Annotated in this window: 19 protein-coding genes; 7 read left to right on the forward strand and 12 right to left on the reverse strand. The window is 68.1% G+C overall.

The genetic code is table 11. The features are described from left to right. Nucleotides 1-57 precede the first annotated feature (57 nt). Nucleotides 58-1,668 carry a chaperonin GroEL gene (groL, locus tag U7114_RS04630; protein ID WP_157241649.1) on the reverse strand — a complete coding sequence of 537 codons (1,611 nt, stop codon included), beginning with the start codon at nucleotides 1,666-1,668 and terminating at the stop codon, nucleotides 58-60. 77 nt (nucleotides 1,669-1,745) lie between these two features. Then, nucleotides 1,746-2,039, reverse strand: a complete 294-nt coding sequence (groES, locus tag U7114_RS04635; RefSeq protein ID WP_003805290.1) for a co-chaperone GroES — start codon at nucleotides 2,037-2,039, stop codon at nucleotides 1,746-1,748. Between the two features lie 226 nt (nucleotides 2,040-2,265). Between groES and U7114_RS04640 the strand changes: the two genes are divergently transcribed. Next, nucleotides 2,266-3,198 (forward strand): DMT family transporter, encoded by a 933-nt coding sequence (locus U7114_RS04640; RefSeq protein WP_321214033.1) that lies wholly within the window; start codon nucleotides 2,266-2,268, stop codon nucleotides 3,196-3,198. Here U7114_RS04640 and U7114_RS04645 read toward each other — a convergent pair. After that, nucleotides 3,126-3,503, reverse strand: coding sequence for a hypothetical protein (locus U7114_RS04645; protein WP_157241648.1), 378 nt, complete (start codon nucleotides 3,501-3,503; stop codon nucleotides 3,126-3,128). The two genes, U7114_RS04640 and U7114_RS04645, sit on opposite strands and share 73 nt — an antisense overlap. Before the next feature lie 54 nt (nucleotides 3,504-3,557). Here U7114_RS04645 and U7114_RS04650 point away from each other — a divergent pair, with 54 nt between their 5' ends. Further along, nucleotides 3,558-4,841 carry a class I SAM-dependent methyltransferase gene (locus U7114_RS04650; RefSeq protein ID WP_157241647.1) on the forward strand — a complete coding sequence of 428 codons (1,284 nt, stop codon included), beginning with the start codon at nucleotides 3,558-3,560 and terminating at the stop codon, nucleotides 4,839-4,841. Here U7114_RS04650 and U7114_RS04655 read toward each other — a convergent pair. Together U7114_RS04655 and U7114_RS04660 are read right to left on the reverse strand one after the other, a co-directional pair. Then, nucleotides 4,825-5,622, reverse strand: a complete 798-nt coding sequence (locus tag U7114_RS04655; RefSeq protein ID WP_157243042.1) for a shikimate 5-dehydrogenase — start codon at nucleotides 5,620-5,622, stop codon at nucleotides 4,825-4,827. The two genes, U7114_RS04650 and U7114_RS04655, sit on opposite strands and share 17 nt — an antisense overlap. 111 nt (nucleotides 5,623-5,733) lie before the next feature. Next, nucleotides 5,734-7,167, reverse strand: coding sequence for a glycoside hydrolase family 3 N-terminal domain-containing protein (locus tag U7114_RS04660; protein ID WP_323056694.1), 1,434 nt, complete (start codon nucleotides 7,165-7,167; stop codon nucleotides 5,734-5,736). 377 nt (nucleotides 7,168-7,544) lie between these two features. Here U7114_RS04660 and U7114_RS04665 point away from each other — a divergent pair, with 377 nt between their 5' ends. Then, complete coding sequence (locus U7114_RS04665) at nucleotides 7,545-8,696, forward strand: glutamate--cysteine ligase (protein WP_323056648.1); 1,152 nt, start codon at nucleotides 7,545-7,547, stop codon at nucleotides 8,694-8,696. 15 nt (nucleotides 8,697-8,711) lie between these two features. Here U7114_RS04665 and tsaD read toward each other — a convergent pair whose 3' ends face one another. The 6 genes from tsaD to U7114_RS04695 are packed head-to-tail and all read right to left on the reverse strand — an operon-like array spanning nucleotide 8,712 to nucleotide 13,938. Beyond that, nucleotides 8,712-9,815: a tRNA (adenosine(37)-N6)-threonylcarbamoyltransferase complex transferase subunit TsaD gene (tsaD, locus tag U7114_RS04670; protein ID WP_323056649.1), complete on the reverse strand. Its 1,104-nt coding sequence runs from the start codon at nucleotides 9,813-9,815 to the stop codon at nucleotides 8,712-8,714. Beyond that, a complete protein-coding gene (gene rimI / locus U7114_RS04675) occupies nucleotides 9,812-10,291 on the reverse strand; it encodes a ribosomal protein S18-alanine N-acetyltransferase (protein WP_323056695.1) in 480 nt (159 codons plus the stop codon). The genes tsaD and rimI overlap by 4 nt, the downstream gene beginning before the upstream one ends. Nucleotides 10,292-10,335: 44 nt before the next feature. Continuing rightward, entirely contained in the window at nucleotides 10,336-11,007 is a 672-nt protein-coding gene (gene tsaB, locus U7114_RS04680) for a tRNA (adenosine(37)-N6)-threonylcarbamoyltransferase complex dimerization subunit type 1 TsaB (RefSeq protein WP_157241645.1), read from the reverse strand. Further along, nucleotides 11,007-11,588, reverse strand: coding sequence for a tRNA (adenosine(37)-N6)-threonylcarbamoyltransferase complex ATPase subunit type 1 TsaE (tsaE, locus tag U7114_RS04685; protein ID WP_323056650.1), 582 nt, complete (start codon nucleotides 11,586-11,588; stop codon nucleotides 11,007-11,009). Before tsaE ends, tsaB begins: the two co-directional genes overlap by 1 nt. After that, complete coding sequence (gene alr / locus U7114_RS04690) at nucleotides 11,585-12,805, reverse strand: alanine racemase (protein WP_323056651.1); 1,221 nt, start codon at nucleotides 12,803-12,805, stop codon at nucleotides 11,585-11,587. Before alr ends, tsaE begins: the two co-directional genes overlap by 4 nt. A 41-nt stretch (nucleotides 12,806-12,846) precedes the next feature. Continuing rightward, a complete protein-coding gene (locus U7114_RS04695; RefSeq protein WP_157241644.1) occupies nucleotides 12,847-13,938 on the reverse strand; it encodes a carbohydrate kinase family protein in 1,092 nt (363 codons plus the stop codon). 69 nt (nucleotides 13,939-14,007) lie between these two features. Here U7114_RS04695 and U7114_RS04700 point away from each other — a divergent pair, with 69 nt between their 5' ends. From U7114_RS04700 to U7114_RS04710, 3 genes are all read left to right on the forward strand, one after another. Then, nucleotides 14,008-15,429: a 6-phospho-beta-glucosidase gene (locus U7114_RS04700; RefSeq protein WP_323056652.1), complete on the forward strand. Its 1,422-nt coding sequence runs from the start codon at nucleotides 14,008-14,010 to the stop codon at nucleotides 15,427-15,429. A 75-nt stretch (nucleotides 15,430-15,504) separates the two neighbouring features. Further along, complete coding sequence (mshA, locus tag U7114_RS04705) at nucleotides 15,505-16,770, forward strand: D-inositol-3-phosphate glycosyltransferase (protein WP_323056653.1); 1,266 nt, start codon at nucleotides 15,505-15,507, stop codon at nucleotides 16,768-16,770. Between the two features lie 43 nt (nucleotides 16,771-16,813). Beyond that, the gene (locus U7114_RS04710) at nucleotides 16,814-18,490 is read left to right on the forward strand and encodes a formate--tetrahydrofolate ligase (protein ID WP_157243037.1); all 1,677 of its coding nucleotides are present in this window, start codon (nucleotides 16,814-16,816) and stop codon (nucleotides 18,488-18,490) included. A gap of 62 nt (nucleotides 18,491-18,552) precedes the next feature. Here U7114_RS04710 and U7114_RS04715 read toward each other — a convergent pair whose 3' ends face one another. Continuing rightward, nucleotides 18,553-19,092, reverse strand: a complete 540-nt coding sequence (locus U7114_RS04715; protein ID WP_323056654.1) for a DUF2306 domain-containing protein — start codon at nucleotides 19,090-19,092, stop codon at nucleotides 18,553-18,555. Between the two features lie 92 nt (nucleotides 19,093-19,184). Here U7114_RS04715 and U7114_RS04720 point away from each other — a divergent pair, with 92 nt between their 5' ends. After that, nucleotides 19,185-19,802: a MerR family transcriptional regulator gene (locus U7114_RS04720; RefSeq protein WP_321214042.1), complete on the forward strand. Its 618-nt coding sequence runs from the start codon at nucleotides 19,185-19,187 to the stop codon at nucleotides 19,800-19,802. The last annotated feature ends 4 nt before the right edge of the window (nucleotides 19,803-19,806 follow it).

Raw genomic sequence — 19,806 nt, forward strand, 5'->3', positions numbered from 1 at the left:
CCAGCGGAGGCTGGACCGGTTTTTTGCGTTACACGGTTGCCCGTGCGCAGCTACTTGCTAGTGGCTGTGTCCCGCGTGCTCGTCTTCCTCGGCAGGCTTCTCGACAACCAGGGTCTCGGTGGTGAGAACCAGGGCAGCGATGGAAGCCGCATTGCGGAGGGCCGCGCGGGTGACCTTGACGGGGTCGATGACACCGGCAGCGATCAGGTCCTCGTACTCGCCCGACTTGGCGTTGAAGCCGTTGTTGGTTTCGAGCTCGGCAACCTTGGCGGTGATGACGTAGCCGTCGAAGCCGGCGTTCTGGGCAATCCAGCGCAGCGGCTGGACCAGCGCGCGGCGGACAATGCCCACGGCAGCGGCGGCGTCGCCTTCGAGTGCCTTGACGGCCGGGTCCTCATCCAGTGCCTTCAAGGCGTGGATCAGGGCCGAGCCACCGCCGGCCACGATGCCTTCTTCCAGGGCAGCTCGGGTGGAGGAAACAGCATCCTCGATGCGGTGCTTCTTCTCCTTGAGCTCAACCTCGGTGGCTGCGCCAACCTTGATGACACCGATGCCGCCGGCCAGCTTGGCCAGGCGTTCCTGGAGCTTTTCACGGTCCCAGTCGGAATCGGTGCGGGTCAGCTCGGCGCGGAGCTGGGCCACGCGTGCTGCCACGTCTTCGGCCGAGCCTGCGCCGTCAACGATGGTGGTGTTGTCCTTGGTGACGGTGATGCGGCGGGCGGTGCCCAGCACCTCAAGGCCGACGGTGTCCAGGCTGAGGCCCAGTTCCGGGGACACAACCTGCGCACCGGTGAGGGTGGCGATGTCCTGCAGCATGGCCTTGCGGCGGTCACCGAAGCCGGGAGCCTTGACGGCGACGACGTTCAGGGTGCCGCGGATGCGGTTGACGATCAGCGTGGACAGGGCCTCGCCCTCAACGTCTTCGGCAATGATGAACAGCGGCTTGGAAGCCTGCAGCGCCTTTTCCAGCAGCGGCAGGAATTCCTGGATGCTGGAGATCTTGCCCTGGTTGATCAGGATGAGGGCGTCCTCGAGGACTGCTTCCTGGCGTTCCGCGTCCGTGACGAAGTACGGGGACAGGTAGCCCTTGTCGAACTGCATGCCCTCGGTCAGGACCAGTTCGGTCTGCGTGGTGGAGGACTCCTCGATGGTGATCACACCATCCTTGCCCACCTTGCCGAATGCCTCGGCGAGGAGCTCGCCGATCTCGTCGCTCTGGGCGGAGATGGCTGCAACGTTGGCCACCTGGGTGCCTTCAACGGGGCGGGCGTTCTCCAGCAGGCGGGCGGCGACGGCCTCAACGGCAACCTCGATGCCCCGCTTGATCTGGCCGGGAGCTGCGCCTGCAGCCACGTTGCGCAGGCCTTCCTTGACCAGGGCCTGCGCCAGGACGGTTGCCGTGGTGGTGCCGTCACCGGCAACATCGTTGGTCTTGGTTGCGACTTCCTTGGCCAGCTGCGCGCCAAGGTTCTCGTAGGGGTCGTCCAGTTCCACTTCGCGGGCGATGGTGACGCCGTCGTTCGTGATGGTGGGAGCGCCCCACTTCTTGTCCAGGACGACGTTGCGGCCGCGGGGGCCGAGCGTCACCTTGACGGTGTTGGCGAGCTTATCGATGCCGGCTTCAAGAGACCGGCGGGCAGCGTCGTTAAACGCAAGCTGCTTTGCCATGGTTTTGTCCTTTCAAGACAGAACCCCGCGCAGCCGACCAGCAGAATGCATGACCAGCGGCACGGGGATCCGGAGAGTTACTTTACGACGATCGCCAGGACGTCGCGGGCGGACAGCACGAGGTACTCGGTGCCGCCGGTCTTGACTTCGGTTCCGCCGTACTTGGAGTAGATAACGACGTCGCCAACGGCTACGTCGACAGGAACGCGGTTGCCGTCCTCAAAGCGGCCGGGGCCTACTGCAACAACTTCGCCTTCCTGCGGCTTCTCCTGTGCGGAGTCCGGGATGACCAGGCCGGAAGCCGTGGTCTGCTCGGCTTCGAGCGGGCGGACAACAATACGATCCTCAAGAGGCTTAATAGAGACCGACACTCGGACCTCTCCTTCTTCGTCAGCAAATTCGTGGACTGGAAAGCTTTCCGCCCTGGCTGGCAAACCGTCGTCGCGGTGCCGGCAGCAGCCAGGCTGGCAGCTCTTCATGTGTTAGCACCCTCCTAGGGAGAGTGCTAATGATGACTCTATGTAAGGCTTAGCACTCGGTCAAGGCGAGTGCCAGCGTTTCGTCATGGGCGGACACCAATCCATGTACATTTGACCGGTGCGAGCAGCCCTGTACCTGACCCTTGCCACCCTCTTCTGGGCGGGTAACTTCGTTGTAGGCCAGGCCGCCATGGAAACCATGCAGCCGCTCCAGCTGACCTTCTGGCGCTGGGCCCTGGCTGCCGTGCCGCTGCTGGCCCTGGCACAGGCGGTGGACCGGCCGGACTGGCGGGCTGTCCTGCGCCGCTGGCCGATGCTCCTGCTCCTGAGCTGCCTTGGGATGAGCGCCTATACCCTGCTGCTCTACAGTGCGCTGGGGCACACCTCAGCCCTGAACGCCTCCCTGGTAACGGCTGCGAACCCGGCCCTGATCATGGTCCTGGCCGCCATCCTGCTTCGGGACAGGCCGGGTCCCCTGAGCTGGGTGGGCGTTGCCCTGGGCCTGGCAGGCGTCCTGCTGGTCCTCACCGGAGGCAACCTGCAGCGGCTGCTGACTTTCTCGATCGATGCCGGCGAATTGCTGATCGTGGCCGCCATCACCGTCTGGGGCTTCTATACGATCATCGCCCGCAGGCTCTCCGTCCCGGCGATTACGTCCACCGCGGTGCAGGTGGCCATGGCGGCGATTGTCCTGGTTCCCTTTGCGGTGGCCACCGGGGCAGGGCTGCCGGCCACCGCCTCGGAGGGCTGGTCGCTGGCCTACATTGCCCTGTTCCCCTCCTTGGGTTCCTACCTGCTCTGGAACCTTGCACTCAAGCGCACCACCGCTGCCAATGCGGGCAACTACCTGAACCTCATTGCCGTCTTCACCGCGATCATCACGGTGGCCCTGGGCCAGCCCATCACGGTCCCGCAGGTCCTGGGCGGCGTCCTGGTCATTTCCGGGGTCCTGCTCACCAGCGCGGGCGGCAGGCCACCTCAGCGGCCCAGGTCGTCGAAGTCGACGTCCTCTCCGCCGTCGGCCCCGCCTGCGGAGTTCCGCCCCCGGTAGAGGAGGAAGGCAGAGACCAGGGCGGTCAACAGCGACGCGGCAAGGAAGACGACGCTGCCGGCCCGGGCTCCGTCGTACAGCCCCCGGATGTCCCGGGCCTCCTGGGTGTCGTCCTTGATGTCGTTGCCGCCCACCGAATAGACGGTGGCGTTGAAGGTGTCCAGGAAGAAGATGATCACCAGGAGCGCCAGGCACACCACCGCCACCACGGAACCTGCGATCAGTGCCGGCCGGGCGAACCTCGCCGGGCCGCCGTCCCCGGGTTGGTGCTGACGGGGCTGCTGCGGACCTGCACTCTGGTTCATGGCTTCAACACTATCGGCATAGCGGCGGCCCGCTCCTCCACTAGGCTGGAACCCATGGCTCACGCTCCCCAGGACCAGATTGCACCGCTGCTCACCCCTGAAGGCTGGGAGCTCCTGGCGTCCCTGGGCCCCTACCAGGAAGAGAAGTCCTTCGAGCTGAACTCGGCCCTCCGCAAGGCCGGCCACTCCCCCGAACTGGTTTCCGCCGTCCTGACCCAGTCCCGGCTCCGCACCAAGGCCGCGGCGAAGTTCGGTGAGTTCGCCCGCAGCATGCTGTTCACCCAGGCAGGGCTGGAACAGGCAACCCGGCTGAACGTCGCCGCCCGCCATGCCCAGCGGTTCGCCGAGGCCGGAGTCCGCCACGTGGCGGACCTGGGCTGCGGCCTGGCCGCGGATTCGCTGGCGCTGGCTTCCATGGACATCAACGTCACCGCTGTGGAGATGGACGAGACGACGGCGGCCTGCGCCACGGTGAACCTCATTCCGTTCCCCAACGCCACCGTGGTCCACGCAGACGCCACGGCGGTGCCGCTGGACGGGGTCGACGGCGTCTGGCTGGATCCCGCGCGCCGGGTCACTTCGACGTCGGGCACCAAGCGGATCTGGGACCCTGAAGCCTTTTCGCCGCCCTTGTCCTTCGTTGAGGGCCTGGCCGCGTCCGGCCTGGCCGTCGGGGTCAAGATGGGCCCGGGCATGCCGCACGAGTCCGTTCCGGCCGGCTGTGAGGCACAGTGGGTTTCGGTGGCGGGCGACGTCACCGAGGTTGCGCTGTGGTTCAACGCAGTGCGCCGGCCCGGAGTCCGCCGGGCCGCTCTGGTGCTCGGCGCCCGGGGCGCGGCGGAGCTTACCAGCGGAGAAGACTTCGGCGCCGGTCCTGCCGCTCCGGTGGGGCCGGTGGAGGGCTACCTCTACGAACCGGACGGCGCGGTGATCCGGGCCGGCCTGGTGGCCGACGTCGCGCTGCAGCTTGGCGGACACCTGGTGGATGAGCACATCGCCTATGTGTGCGCACCGGAGCTGGTGGATACACCGTTCGCGCGCGCCTACAAGGTCCTGGACGTGATGCCCTACAACGTCAAGGCGCTCAAGGCCTGGGTGAAGGCAGAGGGCATCGGGGTGCTGGACATCAAAAAGCGCGGCACCGCCGTCACTCCCGAGGAGCTCCGCAGGCAGCTCCTGCCAGGGGGGAAGAGCGCAGCCGGAAAGAACTCCGGCAAGAAGGCCGGGACCAAAACAGCCACCCTGGTCCTGACCCGTATCGGGGAGGACCGGGTGGCCATCGTGGTGGAGCCGGTGCCGGGCACTGCCCGCGAAGAAACGGCTACTGCGCGCGCATGAACTCTTCCGCCGCGCGCACCTGCCCGGCAGTGGGCCGGATGCCGGTGTACAGCACGAACTGCTCCAGGGCCTGGATGGTTGCCACTTCCGCACCGGTAATCACGGGTTTCCCCGCCGCCCGCGCAGCTTTGACCAGCGGCGTCTCGGCGGGCAGCGCAACCACGTCGAACACCACTTTGGCGGCGTCGATGGCTTCCTGCGGGAAGGCCAGGGCACCTGCCTCGGATCCGCCCGCCATGCCAATCGGCGTCACGTTGATGATCAGGTCGGCGGTCCCGCCGTCGAGTTCGGCGCGCCACTGGAACCCGTACTGTTCTGCGAGCGCCCGGCCCGTGGTTTCGTTCCGTGCAATGACCGTGACGTCGGTAAAGCCGGCGTCCCGAAGCGCGGCGACAGTGGCCTTGGCCATCCCGCCCGCGCCCTGGACCAGGACGGAATAGCCCGTAGGCACCTTGTTGGCGGCCAGAAGCTGTTCGATTGCCGTGTAGTCGGTGTTGTAGGCCTTGAGGTGCCCGTCCGTGTTCACGATGGTGTTCACTGAATCAATGGCCTTGGCCGAGGGGTCCATCTCGTCGACGAGGGCGATGACGTCCTCCTTGTACGGCATGGAGATGGCGCAACCGCGGATGCCCAGCCCCCGGACCCCGGCGATGGCCTGTTCAAGGTTGGTGGGGGCGAAGGCCTTGTAGATCCAGTTGAGGTCCAGCTGCTCATACAGGTGGTTGTGGAACCGGGTCCCGTTGTTGCTGGGCCGGGCCGAGAGCGAGATGCAGAGGGTCATGTCTTTATTCAGAATGGGCACCCCACCATTTAACCCGCTCCCACCCAACTAGGTAGCGCTAAGTGTCGTTTTGAGCCCCCAAAACGACACTTAGCGCTACCTAGTTGGGTTCTAGGGGCAGCCGGTGCCGGCCGGGAAGCTTCCGACGGCGGCGGGCAGCTTCCCGGGGGCGGGCGCCTTCCCTGCCAGGACGGCGGCCAGGGCGTCGAAGGCACCGTCGGTGCGGCCATAGAGGGCTATCTTCACCGGAGCGGGCGAGTCCTGCAGCGGCCAGGGAGCATCGAGCGCGACGGCGATGTCCCCGTCCGCCCCGCGCCCGCCGTAGCCGATGAGGCTGACCAGCGGCCCGGAGCCCACGGACAGTCCGGCCCGGGCGGCAGCGGCCTCAAACCGGGCCCTGTCCCCCGGCCCGCCGCCGGCCACCCGCACCGCTCCGGGCACCAGGGGTCCGCTGCACGGTCCGGAGAGCACGGTGACGGCGGAGGCGGAAACCCGGGCTGAGAGGGCTCCCCCGCTTCCCGCCGGCGCACCGTTCGCCGCAGCGGTCCTGCCGTGCCACGCCATCATCGTTGCCACCCGCCGGGCGGCCTCGTCCAGGCGCTCAGCCGGCAGGGCGCCGGAGGCGACGGCCTGGACGATGGCCGCATGCGCCTGCCCCACGTCGGCCGGCATCAGCAGGAGGTCAGCTCCGGCGGCAAGGGCCATCACGGCGGCGGTTCCGCCGGGGTACTGCTTGGCCACGGCGCCCATGTTCAGGGCATCCGTCACCGCCACCCCGTTGAAGCCCAGGCCCCGCAGTGCGGCATACGTGGGTCCGGAGAGCGACGCCGGCACGCCGGGTTGCAGCGCCGGGACGGCGATGTGCCCTGTCATCACCATGGGCGAACCGGCGGCGATGGCGGCCCCGAACGGTTTCCAGTCGCGGCCGCCGAGGTCCGCAACGGCGGCGGGCTGCACGGGGAGGCTGACATGGGAATCAACGGCCACCGAACCGTGCCCCGGGAAGTGCTTGACCGCAGGCAGGACGCCCGCGGCGAGCATCCCCTGGGAGAATGCCACGCCGAGCGAAGCGGCAGCGCCCGGGTCCGAGGACATGGACCGGGCACCGATGGTGGGATCCTTCGGGCCGATGGTGACGTCCGTGTCGGGAGCGAAGTCCACGTTGAACCCCAGCGGCACCAGCTCCGCAGCCAGCCCTTGCCCGGCCTCCTTGGCCAGTGGCACGCTCCCGGCGGCCCCGTAGCTCATGGGCGTGGGCCATTCCGTCAGGGGTGGCCCCAGCCTGGCAACCTGGCCGCCTTCCTGGTCCACCGCGATGATCCCGGGCCAGGGCCGGCCGCCGGCGGCTGCAGCCTGGGCCAGCCGCTGGTTGACGGCGGCCATGCCGGGCACGTCCAGCCTGCCCTGGGGGTCGAGCGGAACGTTGTCGCCCATGATGATGGACCCGGCAAGGTGCAGGCGCTCGATGGCGGCAGCGTGGGCCTCCACCTCCTTGCCCTTGAAGGACGGAAGGAGGACCTGCCCGGCTTTCTCCTCGGTGGTCATCGCCGCCACCGCCGCGGCGGCCTTGTCCTGGTCGCGCTGCTTGGGCCCCCAGCCCAGTGGCCGGGCACCCGGATCAGGTGGCGGGGAGGAGGTGGCGGGCGCCGTCGTCGTACTCGGCGATGCGGCGGGCGAGGCTGGCGCAGAAGGGGCCGACGACGGGACGGGGCCGGGTGCGGCCGTACAGGACGCCAAGGCTACTGCGGCGGAGGCTGCCGCCAGGAGGGGGAAGGTTTTGTTAGGACTCTCACGCAGGTGTTGGAACAAGGCCATCAATACGATGCTACCCCTGCACTAGACTTGAACCATCCGTTCGCCTGCCGGCAACAGCCTGTCAGTGACGGCGTGAGCCAGCGGCAAACAGGACAGTTAGGAAATGCGTGAAGATCGATTTCGCCCCCTCAAGGCAGTCAACGCTGGGAGTTGAGTGGGAACTCGCGCTGGTGGACGGCAGGACAGGCGAACTCGCGTCCGTAGCCAATGAGGTGCTTCGCGGCGTTTCTTCACGACACCCGGAACTCAATGATGACGACGAGCATCCCCACATCAAGCAGGAACTGCTCCTGAACACGGTTGAACTGGTGACCGGCATCTGCGAGACCGCCGCTGAAGCCAAGGAGGACCTCAGCCGTTCCCTGGCCGCCGTCCGCGAAATCACCGATCCCATGGGCGTGGAACTCTTTTGTGCCGGAAGCCACCCGTTCAGCCCGCCGCAGCTGCAGCCGGTGACGGACAAGGCCCGTTATGCCAAGCTGATCGACCGCACCCAGTGGTGGGGCCGGCAGATGGTCATCTACGGCGTGCACGTCCACGTCGGCCTGGACCGCCGCGACAAGGCGCTGCCCGTGCTGGACGGCCTGGTCAACTACTTCCCGCATTTCCAGGCGCTCTCCGCATCAAGCCCGTTCTGGGGCGGCGAGGACACCGGCTACGCTTCACAGCGGGCGCTGATGTTCCAGCAGCTCCCCACCGCCGGCCTGCCCTTCCAGTTCAAGTCCTGGGAGGAGTACGAGTCCTACGTGCAGGACATGTTCACCACCGGCGTGATCGACACCCTCTCGGAGATCCGCTGGGACATCCGGCCGGTGCCCAACCTGGGCACCATTGAGATGCGCATCTGCGACGGCCTGGCCACGCTGGAGGAAGTGGGCGCCATCGCGGCCCTCACCCAGTGCCTGGTGGACGAGTTCTCCACGATCCTGGACAACGGCGGCACCATCCCCACCATGCCGCCCTGGCACATCCAGGAAAACAAGTGGCGCGCAGCCCGCTACGGCATGGACGCCATTATCATCCTGGACGCCGCGGGCCACGAGCAGCTGGTCACCGAGCACCTGCTGGAGACCCTGAACCGGCTTGAGCCCGTGGCCGCCAAGCTGGGCTGCCCGGACGAGCTGGCCGACGTCGAAAAGATCATCCGCCGCGGTGCCGGCTACCAGCGCCAGCGCCGCGTGGCCGCCGAACACGGCGGAGACCTCCGGGCCGTGGTCCTGAACCTGGTCAAGCAGATGCGCAACGGCCCCACCGCTTAGGCCCCTTCCCGCGGTTTACGCCGGGAGGGACACCGAGGTGACCGGCATGGACGAGTCCGGGGCGAAGCGGAGGCCGCTGGGTTCCACGCCCGCCATCACCAGCTGCGCGCCCAGTGCCGCCACCATGGCGCCGTTGTCCGTGCAGAGGTCCAGCGGCGGCACGTGCAGCCTGATCCCGGCGGAGGCGCAGCGCTGGCCCGTGAGCTCGCGCAGCCTTGAGTTGGCCGCCACGCCGCCGCCCAGGAGCACGTCCTTGATGCCGTGCTCGCGGCAGGCCAGGACGGCCTTGGAAGAGATGACGTCCACCACGGCCTCCTGGAAGGCGGCCGCAATGTCAGCCACCGGAATCTCCCCGCCGCGCGCCTCGAACTGCTCCACGCAGCGGGCCACCGCCGTCTTGAGGCCGCTGAAGGACCAGTCATAGCGGTGCGGGCCGGGCTCCTCGGCCGTGCCCATGTACTTGGGCTGGCTGAGGCCGCGGGGAAACCGGATGGACTTCGGGTTGCCGGTGCGGGCCACCTTGTCGACGGCCGGTCCGCCCGGATAGCCGAGGCCCAGGATGCGGGCCACCTTGTCGTAGGCTTCGCCGGCGGCATCGTCGATGGTGGAGCCGAGGAGCACCACGTCGTCGGTAATGCTGTTGATTTTCAGGATTTCAGTGTGACCGCCGGAGACCAGCAGGGCGCCGAGGTTCTCGGGCAGCTGCGGGGTACCAGGGGCCGTTCCGGCCGGAGCGCCCCCGTCCAGCAGTCCCACACCCACGTGGGCCACCAGGTGGTTGATGGCGTACAGGGGCTTTCCGGTGGCCACCGCCAGCGCCTTGGCCGCGCACACCCCCACCATGAGGGCTCCGGCCAGGCCAGGACCGGACGTGACGGCGATGGCGTCCACCTCGTCGAGGGTCACGCCGGCGTCGGACAGCGCCTGTTCCAGGGTGGGAACGAAGGCATCCAGGTGGGCCCGGGAGGCGATCTCGGGAATGACACCGCCGAACCGGACGTGCTCGTCCATGGAGGAGGACACGGTGTTGGTGAGCAGCGTTGTGCCGCGGACCACGCCGACGCCGGTCTCGTCGCAGGACGATTCGATGCCCAGCACCAGTGGCTGCGAGCGGTTCATGGCCGGCGTCCTTCCGTGGGATTCGCGTCTTCAGTGCCTGTTCCCGGGGTTCCGGTGAGCTGGAGGCGCATGATGAGGGCGTCGGTGCCGTCGCGGTAATACCGGGGGCGGACGTGGATCTGTTCGAAGCCGAAGCGGACATACAGCTGCTGGGCCCGCGGGTTGTCCGCCCGGACCTCCAGCAGGACGTCCGCCGCCCGCCTGCGCCGGGCTTCGTCGATGAGGCTGGTGAGCAGCGCAGTGCCGATGCCCCGGCCCTCATACTCAGGGACGACGGCGATGGTCTGGACGTCCGCGATGGGCTCAACGCACATCAGGCCGGCGTAGCCCACGATGCCGTCGCTGCCTTGCGCCACCAGGTAGCGGCGGGTTTCCGGCTGGGACAGTTCGTCTAGGAACATCTGCAGGGGCCAGGCATCGACCGGGAAGAGCCGCTGTTCCAGGGCACTGACGGCGGGGATGTCGTCCAGGGTCATGTCGCGGACGGTGACGTCCTGGCTGCGGGAGCCGGGCGTGGCGTTCACAGGGCCCTCTTCCTTGGTCCGGGGACTTGGGCGTCGGATTCCCGAAGGTACAGCGGCGTGGAGTCGGGAAGTCCGTTGCCGGCCGCCAGCCTGGCCAGCGCGAACTGCCCCAGGTACAGGGCGTCCGGCTGTTCCTCCGCGAAGTCGGGGTGGACTTTCAGTACGTCCGCGTACAGGCCGGCTCCGGCACCGAAAGCGGGCAGGTCGGGCAGGTCGGCGGCGAAGCTGACATGCGGGCCGTCTTCCAGGACTGGAAGCTGGCCTTCCGTGAGGCTGTAGCGAGCCCAGTAGACCTCTTTGCGGCGCGCGTCGGTTGCCACGAGGAACTCGCTCACCGCCGCCGAGGATTCCGCCACTTCCAGGGCCACGGCATCCAGGCTCATCAGCCCGTGGAGGGGCTTGCCCCAGACAAAGGCCAGGGTCCTCGCGGTGGCGATTCCGGACCGCAGCCCGGTGAAAGGCCCGGGACCCACCCCCACAACCAGGGCGTCTATGTCGTTTCCGGTAACGCCGGCGTCGGCGAGCATCCCTGCGATCCCGGGGGCAAGGACCTCGGCGTGGCTGCGGGTGTCCTCTGTGGAGAAGCTGGCGAGCACTCCTTCCGGCACATGGTCTGAAACCAGGGCGGCGCTGGCTACGGCGGAGGTGTCAATGGCGAGGATCAGCATCAGCGGACGCCTTCCTTCGCGGCGCCGAGCGCCGGGGCTTCAGGCCAGCGGGGACCGTACCCGCGCATGACGATGGTGCGGGGCTCGTCCGCGTCTTCCGTGTCGAAGTCCAGGCCGGCCGAGGGCAGGCCAGTGCCGAGCCCGATGGCCCGGTGCAGGTCGATCTCCAGCCTGCTTTCGCTGAGGTGTTCCACCCGCTCCTTGCCCCACTCCACCACCGTGACGGAGGAGTCCATGGTGTTTTCAAGGTCGATGTCGTCAATCTCGGCTGCTGATCCCAGCCGGTAGGCATCCACATGGACCAGGTCCGGGCCGCCGGGCCGTGGTCCCGCCGGCAGGTTGGGGTGGATGCGGACCAGGACGAACGTTGGGGAAATGATGCCCTCGCGGACGCCCAGCCCCTCTCCCAGCCCCTGGGTGAAGGTGGTCTTCCCGGCACCCAGCTCGCCGCTCAGCACCACCAGGTCCCCGGCCTCCAGGACCGCAGCAAGGCGGACGGCGAGCGCATGGGTCTGCTCCGCCGTCGTCGCGGTGAAAGTCTCTTCCCAGTTGGGCAGGGCAGCCTCGCCATTGGTGCTCACGGGAGCTTCTCCTGGCTGGACACGGAGCCCGGGTCCTCTTCGTTGACGAAGCAGCGCGGCACCCTGGGGCTGATCCTGGTGACGATCTCATAGTTGATGGTGCCGGCCGCCCGCGCCCAGTCATCGGCGGTGGGGCCGCCGTCCGCGCCGTCGCCGAACAGTTCCGCCTCCGCGCCCAGCAGGTCCGCACTGGCGGGGCCGTCGTCGCCCATGTCAATGACCATCTGGTCCATCGCAATCCGGCCCACCACGGGATAGGTCGTGCCTGCCACCCGGACCGGGCCGCCGGTAGCGACGCGCGGGACGCCGTCGGCATAACCCATCGGGATCAGGCCCAGCGTGCTGGGGCCGCTGGTGTGGTAGCGGAGGCCGTAGGAGACGCCCTGCCCGTCCGGCACGTCCTTGCACTGTGACACCAGGGTCCGCAGGGTCATGGCCGGACGCAGCCCCAGCTCGGCTGAGCTCTGCCCGCTGAACGGCGAGAGGCCGTAGATGCCAAGGCCCACCCGGACCAGGTCAAAGTGGGTGTCGGGCCGGGAGAGCGTGGCAGGGGTATTGGCGAGGTGCCGGACCTCCGGGTCCACCCCGGCGTCCTCGGCAACGGCAAGGACCTCCCGGAATGTGGCCAGCTGCTGGTCTGTTTCGGGGCGCTCGGGCTCATCGGCAACGGCAAGGTGGGAGAAGATTCCCACTACGCGCAGCAGGCCCTGGTCCTGGTACTCCATGGCCTCGCCCACCAGCTGGTCCCAGGTGTCCAGGGCGGCTCCGTTCCGTCCCAGTCCGGTGTCCACTTTCAGGTGGATGCGGGCGGGGCGCTCCTGCTCCCGGGCCGCGGCCACGATGCTTTCCAGCTCCCAGCCCGAGCAGCCAATGTCGACGCCGGCCGCCACGGCAGCACCGAAGTTGCTTTCCGTGGTGTGCAGCCAGGCGAGCAGCGGCGCGTCGATACCGGCGGCGCGCAGCGCCAGGGCCTCGGAAATGTGGGCCACGCCCAACCAGGCGGCGCCGGCCTCCAGGGCTGCCCGCGCCACCGGGACCGCACCGTGCCCGTACGCATCAGCCTTGACCACGGCCATGACTTTCGCAGGGGAGGCGGCGGCGGCCAGGCGCCGGACGTTGTGCCGGATCGCGTCGAGGTCGATCACGGCCGACCGTTCATAGCGGGGGCCGGGCCCCGGGGCAGCGCTGAATTCTCCGGTTGTTGCGGGGTAAGTCACCCTAGTGATTCTAGTGCTGGCGCTTCAGGCCGAATAATCCGTCAGGCGTCCGAGAGGTGGGCGATGGTTGCCGAAGCCCGGCGCTGGGCGGCGAGCGGGACGTCCTGGATGATGTCGGCGAGGAAGCCGAAGCGCCTCAGCCATTGGCTTGTCTGGCGCTCGGGACGGGCGTTGGCGCGCTTCCACCAGTCGGCGATATCTCCCCAGCCGGGGGCGGCCAGCGATCCGCCCACCTCCTGCACCGCCAGCGAGGCGCAGAGGTTGGCAAAACGCAGCCTGTTGCCCAGCGGCCAGCCAGCGAGGCTGCCAACGATGAACGCGGCGTCGAAGCAGTCCCCCGCGCCGGTGGGATCGTAGGCCTTGACCGGAAGCGACGGCACCCATTCCTCCTCCCCCGTTTCGGAGTCCACGGCCATGGCACCCTGGGCACCGAGCGTCACCACGGCCACCGGGACCCGGTCCGCCAGCGCATAGAGGGCTGTCCAGGGATCGTCCTTCCCGGTGAAGGCCATGGCCTCGCGCTGGTTGGGCAGGAAGGCATGGAAGTACTGCAGGTTGTCCAGCCGGGCGGGCGCCCATTCTCCGCTCGGGTCCCAGCCGACGTCGCCGAACAGCTTGACCCCCGCGTGGTGGGCTGCCTTGGCCCACGGCTCGATCTCCCTGCCCACTTCCGCGATGCCTGCGAGCGCAGGAGGGGGGTCCCCGATCAGCTCGGAGGAGGTGATGGGCGCGGCGTGGCCGTGGGTCACCATCGACCGGTCCTTCTCCACGCAGAGGGAGACGGTGACGGGTGAGTGCCAGCCGGGCACTTTCTGCGACAGCGAGAGGTCCACGTGCTCCTGGCCGGAGAGAATCTTCCAGTTGAAGTCCCCGTAGCCGTCGTCGCCGAACGCGGCGGCCAGTCCTGTCTTCAGTCCCAGCCGTGCCGCGGCGATGGCCTGGTTGGCAACCCCGCCGGGGCAGCTGCCCATGCCGTCGCTCCAGATTTCGGTGCCGGGCTCCGGCGCATGCGGAAGGCCCGTGAAAATGATGTCCTGGAAAACTGTTCCGGCCAGCAGCACGTCGAATCCGGGAGTGGAGGGCGGGCGGACAGCTTCCAGGGGGTCGAAGGGGCGGGCTGGGATCGCGTCCATGTCCGCACACTACGCCCTGCCGCGGACATCCGGTAGGGGCCTGCCGGGCGCGGGCCTAGACTGCTGATTATGCGGCTTCTTATTGCCGGCGGCGGGGGTTTCCGGGTGCCGCTGATATACCGGGCGCTGGCCTCCGGCCGCTTTGCGGGGATGGTCAGCGACCTTGTGCTGTACGACGTCGACCCCGCCCGCCTCGAGGCTGTCACCGCTGTTCTTCGCAGCATGCCGGGAGGACCCGGTGCACGCCTTCCCGTCCATTCCACCACCGACCTTCCCGAGGCGCTGGACGGTGCCGGGATGGTGTTCGCCGCGATCCGGCCCGGCGGGACGGCAGGACGGGTGGCGGACGAAAAGGTGGCCCAGGACCTTGGCCTGCTGGGGCAGGAAACGACGGGCGCGGGCGGGATTTCCTACGCCCTGCGGACCATACCGCACATGCTTCGACTGGCCCGGCTGATGAGGGAGCATTGCCCGGATGCCTGGCTGATCAACTTCACCAATCCAGCGGGCATGGTCACGGAGGCGCTGTTCCCTGAGCTGGGCCGGAAGGTGATCGGCATCTGCGACTCCGCAGGGGCCCTGGTGCAGCGGGCCGCACGGGCGGCCGGCGCGGCGCTTCCGGAAGGACGGCTCGACGGCGTGGGCTACTACGGGCTCAACCACCTGGGCTGGCTGTACCGGCTGGAGTCCGCCGGGCGGGATGTGCTGCCGGAGCTGCTCCGGGACCCGCGGGCGCTGGGCTCGTTCGAGGAGGGCCGGCTGTTCCCGCAGCCGTTCCTGGCCGGCCTTGGCGCCCTGCCCAACGAGTACCTCTATTACTACTACCGGCAAGACGCCGCGCGGACGGCGATGCGCGCCATGGCCCGGACCCGCGGAGAAACCATCCACAGCCAGCAGCAGGAGCTTTATCCACGGCTGGCCGCGGCGGGCGCCGACGCCTTCCGGCTGTGGGAAGAGGCGCGCCGGTCCCGCGAGGAGGGCTACCTGGCCGAGGCCCGCCATGAGGGCGGGCAGCGGGACGAGGCCGACCTGGCGGGCGGCGGCTACGAGCGGGTGGCCCTTGCCGCAATGCACGCCCTGTCCGGAAGAGGCGGCACGCAGCTGATCCTCAACACCCGCAACTCCCTCTCCCGCCCAGCGGAGACAAGCGCGCCTGAGCCGGCCACCGCAGGCCCTGCCGCCCTTGAACCGGCGATTCCCGGGCTGCCGGCGGACGCCGTCGTCGAAGTTCCCTGCACGGTGACGGCCGACGGCGCGCTGCCGCTGGCCCAGCAGGCTCCCCCGGAGCCGCAACTGGCACTCCTCCGGCGGGTCAAGGAGGTGGAGCGGCTGACGGTGCGGGCGGCCACGGCCGGTGACCGGGACGCGGCCCTGGACGCATTCACGCGCCATCCGCTGGTGGATTCCCGGGAGCTGGCCGCGCAGCTGCTGGCGGGTTATGAGCGGGAGTTCCCCGAGCTCCGGGACCTGTGGCGCCGTGGCGGGCCTTAAGGGAGGAGTAGTGTTTTATCGGATGCGCACACTACCGGCGCTGCCAGGACACGCCGGTGGCCGGAAGGAGGTCCCATGGCACTGATCCGCAGGGTCGCTTTGCTCTCCCTCCATACCTCCCCCATGGAGCAGCCGGGCTCCGGCGACGCCGGCGGGATGAACGTCTACATCCGCGAACTCGCATCCGCGCTGGCCGAAGCAGGCGTTGAGGTGGAGATCTTCACCCGGTCCACCTCGGCCAACCAGCCCGCCGTCGAGCACCCGGATCCAGGAGTCTGCGTCCATAACGTCCTGGCCGGGCCCCTGAAGAAGATTCCCAAGGAAGAACTTCCTGGCCTCCTGCACAGCATGGTTGCCGAGATCGAGCAGATCCGCCGCCGCCAGCCGCACGGGCGCTACGACGTGATCCATTCGCACTACTGGGTCTCCGGAATCGCGGGGCTGGAGCTGTCCGGACTCTGGGGTGTGCCGCTGGTCCACACCATGCACACCATGGCCAAGGTCAAGAACCTGCTGCTGGAATCGGGTGAGCAGCCGGAGCCGCGGCGGCGGGAGCTGGGCGAGCACCGGATCGTGGACGGGGCGGCCCGGCTGATTGCCAATACCAGTGCCGAGGCCGCTGAACTCGTTTCGCATTACGGCGCCACGTACGACCGGATCGACATCGCCCCGCCCGGCGTGGACCTCAGCACCTTCACGCCTGCCTTCCGGGCACGGTCCCGGGCAGACCGGGGTATCCGTCCCGGGACGTTCCACCTTGTTTTCGCCGGCCGCATCCAGCGGCTGAAGGGGCCCCAGGTCCTGGTCAAGGCCGCCGCGCTGCTCCGGCGGCGCCGCCCGGACATCGACCTCCAGGTCACCATCCTTGGCTCGCTGAGCGGTAACAAGGAATTCAACCTCCGCCGCCTGGTCTCCGAGGCGGACATGGACGACGTCGTCACGCAGCTTCCGCCGGTCACGGCGCCGGAACTTGCGGCGTGGTTCAGGGCGGCGGACGTAGTGGTGATGCCTTCCTTCAGCGAGTCCTTCGGGCTGGTGGCGCTCGAAGCGCAGGCCTGCGGCACGCCGGTGGTGGCCACGCGGGTGGGCGGGCTGTCGCGGGCGATCTTCCACGGCAGGACCGGGCTGCTGGTGGACGGTCATCACGCCGCCGACTGGGCTGATGCGCTTGAGGCCCTTTATGACGATCCCGCCACCCGCGAGGACATGGGGCGGGCAGCCGCCATCCGCGCCCAGAACTCCGGATGGGCCCGCACCGCCGCCATCACGCTCGAAAGCTACCACGCCGCCGTCGACCGCTACTCGGGGAGCAGGCTGGTACAGGCCTTTCCGGCCTCCTGACCACCCCCTACACCCCACCGGACCCGCCAAGCAAAGGACAATGATGCCTTCCACCCCAAGTGACCTGGAGATCGCCAGGACGGCACGGATCCGGCCCATCGAGGAAATCGCAGCGGCGGCCGGCATCAACGCTGACGCCCTGGAACAGTACGGGCGCTACAAAGCGAAGATCGACCCCGCGCGGCTGCAGGCTCCGGCCCCGGCAGGGAAGGTGGTGCTGGTCTCCGCGATGTCCCCCACCCCCGCCGGCGAGGGGAAGTCCACCACCACGGTGGGGCTTGCCGATTCCCTGGCCCGGGCCGGCCACAAGGTAATGATCGCCCTGCGCGAGCCCTCCCTGGGCCCGGTGCTGGGCATGAAGGGCGGCGCCACCGGCGGCGGCTACTCCCAGGTGCTGCCGATGGACGAAATCAACCTCCACTTCACTGGGGATTTCCATGCCGTCACGGCCGCCAACAATGCCCTGATGGCCCTGGTGGACAACCACATCTACCAGGGCAACCAGCTCAACATCGATCCCCGGCGCATGACGTTCAAGCGGGTGCTGGACATGAACGACCGCGCACTGCGGGAGGTGGTCATAGGTTTGGGCGGGCCCACGCAGGGCGTCCCGCGCCAGGACGGTTTCGACATCACCGTGGCGTCCGAGATCATGGCGGTCTTCTGCCTGGCCACGGACCTGGCCGACCTCCGGTCCCGGCTGGGCCGGATCACGTTCGGTTACACCTTTGACCGGTCGCCCGTGACCGTCGCGGATCTCGGCGTGCAGGGGGCGCTGACGCTGCTGCTGAAGGAAGCCGTCAAGCCCAACCTCGTGCAGACCATCGCCGGTACCCCCGCCCTGGTCCACGGCGGCCCGTTCGCCAACATTGCCCACGGCTGCAATTCGCTCATTGCCACCCAGACGGCCCGGCGGCTGGCGGACATTGTGGTCACGGAGGCGGGCTTCGGCGCCGACCTTGGTGCCGAGAAGTTCATGGACATCAAGGCACGGACCGGTGGCCTGGCCCCCTCGGCGGTGGTGGTGGTGGCAACGGTGCGGGCCCTGAAGATGCAGGGTGGCGTGGCCAAGGACCAGCTCACCGCACCGAACCTCGCCGCCCTCGAGGCGGGAATGGCCAACCTGCACCGGCACGTGCGGAACGTGGAGAAATTTGGGGTTCCGCCCGTGGTGGCCATCAACAGGTTCGCCTCCGACTCGGCCGAGGAACTCGACTGGCTGCTGGCGTGGTGCGCGGCGGAAGGAGTGCCGGCCGCCGTCGCCGATGTGTGGGGACGCGGCGGCGGAGGTGACGGCGGGGATGAACTTGCGGCGCTCGTGGCGAAGACGGTGGCGGGGCCAAACAATTTCCGGCACCTGTACGCGCTGGGGCTGCCGGTGGAGGACAAGATCCGGACCATCGCCCAGGAAATCTACGGGGCGGACGGGGTGGACTTCTCCGTACCGGCCCTGAAACGGCTGGCCGATATCGAGCGGAACGGCTGGGGCGGCCTCCCCGTATGCATGGCCAAGACCCAGTACTCGTTCACGGACGACGCCTCACGCCTGGGCGCCCCCAAGGGATTCACCATCCACGTCAGGGACCTCCTGCCCAAGACCGGTGCCGGCTTCATTGTGGCGCTGACCGGAGCGGTGATGACCATGCCCGGGCTGCCCGCTGCCCCGGCCGCGATGCGGATGGACGTGGACGGCGACGGCAACCCCGTGGGCCTCGCCTAGCCGCACCCTCTCTCACTTAATGTGCGCTTTTAAGGCATCCTCTCTCACTTAATGCGGGCTTTTCACAGACGCTCTCTCACTTCCGACGAGTCAGGGACCCGTGCGGCCGACACTTGTGCGGTCACAACGGTCCGCGACGTCACGCCCATCCGGTCTCCGCGCTTCAGCGAAACGAAGATCGCCACCGTAGTCAGCACCACAAGCCCGCAGACGAACGCCACGGAAATGGGGTCCTCGCTGACCAACTTCGGAATCGCCCGCCCGGGCACTGTGACGGCAAAGATAAACGCCACCGCGATTCCGATATAGCTGCCGATCATGTTTCCCCTGTGCGATGCGATGTTGCCGCGAACGGCACTGACCAGGCCCAGAGTAACGGTCACGATGGTGAAGGCCGAGAGCCCGTGCAGCCAGCTGAAATGCCCGTCGGACACAATCCAGAAACTGCTGAAGCAGACGTAGTACATGGCAGCCACCCATAAGTAGCCCATGGTGCGGTGGATGCGGTCTCGCCGTGGGCGCAGTATCTGCAAGGGCCCGATGGCCAGAACAAAAAGGGCGGCCACCACGTGGCTGGCAAGTAGGACATTCCAAGGCTCCATAGGCTTAGGATAGAGCCACTATCCAATTGTGTACATCAGGATAGCCGGGGCCGGATTCACTATCCAAACAGACGGGCAGGGAAAGAGGCGGGATGCAGCTCCATGAACTGAGCCAGCGGTCAGGAGTCACACCCGCAAGCATCAAGTACTACCTGCGCGAAGGCCTGCTTCCGCCGGGCGAGGCCGTTCACGCAACCCGTGCCGAGTATTCAGCCAGTCATCTCGAGCGGCTCGAATTAATCCAGGCGCTCCGCCGGATCGTGGGCCTCAACATCGGGCAAATCCGCGGCCTCGTGAAAATGGCCGACGACGGCGTGCCCCGCCTCGATCTCCTAGCTGCGGTCCAGCGGGTGGTGCTGGATCTCGGAAACTACACCACGGTGATCGGTGGCGAAGCGGCAGAGGCGACTGCCGCCGTCGTACGTCTCCGCGGCTGGCCGGATTCCCCAAGTGACGCCCGGAACGCACTCACAGCCCACCTGGAGCTGATGGCGGGCCTCAAGATTGCCGTCTCAGCGACAGTGCTGGAGGCGTACAGCAAGGCGATGGACGATGTGGCCGGAATCGACATTGCCGCAACGACCGCCCCGGAGAGCACCGACAGGCTCATACTTACTGCCGCCGTCGGCATGCATATGCACAGCCAGCTTCTGCTCAAACTCCTGGCACTCGCCCAGGCCAGCCACGCCATCCGCCGATACCAGGACTAAAGGC

Origin of the sequence: Pseudarthrobacter sp. C1, from assembly GCF_034720455.1 — a bacterium.
Lineage (GTDB): Bacteria > Actinomycetota > Actinomycetes > Actinomycetales > Micrococcaceae > Arthrobacter.